Source organism: Vibrio sp. 1249-1, from assembly GCF_033340495.1.
Genome location: NZ_JAWOWJ010000124.1, coordinates 1 through 1,092 on the forward strand (window position 1 = coordinate 1; position 1,092 = coordinate 1,092).

The 1,092-nt window shown below is 45.2% G+C and carries 1 protein-coding gene; it reads left to right on the top strand.

The features are described from left to right. Positions 1–51: 51 nt before the first annotated feature. Positions 52–1,092: hypothetical protein (locus R7Z50_RS24700; RefSeq protein WP_318149378.1), on the top strand; the 1,041-nt coding region annotated here is incomplete at its 3' end.

Below are 1,092 nucleotides of genomic sequence, written 5' to 3' on the forward strand. Positions count from 1 at the left end.
GACTTCAACAAAAACGTGCTCAAGCGAGTTAAATAAGGGAGTGGTATGAATATGGGCAAAAGAGTAAACCAACTTGGCGGATTACTCGCGATGTTGGTAACGCCCTCGCTGTTCGCATTTGAGCTTGCGGGGCAATTGAATGTTGAGCATCGACAGTTTCTCTCTCAAGGGCTGCAAGGGCAGAGTAAAGGCCAAAGCTCTGTTGTAGTTCAGCCTGAACTTTACTGGGACTTCCAAAGCGGAGATAGTAGCTTCACCTTCACACCGTTTTTTCGAGTCGATAGCCTCGATGATGAAAGAACCCACGGTGACATTAGAGAAGCTCTTTTTCTCACGTATTGGGATGATTACGAGCTTAGAGTTGGGATCAGTAAAGTGTTTTGGGGCGTCACCGAGTCCGCGCACCTGGTTGATGTTGTGAACCAAACAGATGCCGTGGAAGCGGTTGATGGCGAAGATAAACTGGGTCAGCCAATGGTACATTTTACGGCGATTAAAGATTGGGGCGCTTTTCATGCCATGGTACTTCCTTATTTTCGGGAGCGTACTTTTGCTGGTCAAGACGGACGTTTACGTACGGAGCCTGTTGTTTCTGACAACGCTATTTATGAATCGAGTAGGGAAGAGAAACACATTGATGTGGCATTTCGATATTCCAAAATGCTGGGTGATTGGGATATTGGTTTGAGCTATTTGTATGGGACCAATCGAGATCCCTATTTTCGATTCGAGCAAGGTGAACTCAAACCATATTATGCGCTGATGAGTCATTTCGGTATTGATGTTCAAGGCATTGTCGGAGATTGGTTATGGAAGCTTGAAAGTGTATATCGAGATAGTTATGACCATCATGTTGGCGTCGTGACGGGTTTCGAATATACCATCGTCGGCGCTTTTGATACGGTTTGGGATGTCGGCCTTATTGGAGAGTACCTCTATGATAGTCGGGGAAATAACGCACAGAACATCGGTCAAAATGATGTGTTTGCAGGTGTCCGCTTTGCCTTAAATGATGAGGATGGAACTGAAATTCTCACTGGGATTACGCAAGATTTGGATAACTCAGATGTTTATAACGCAAAGTTAGAAGCC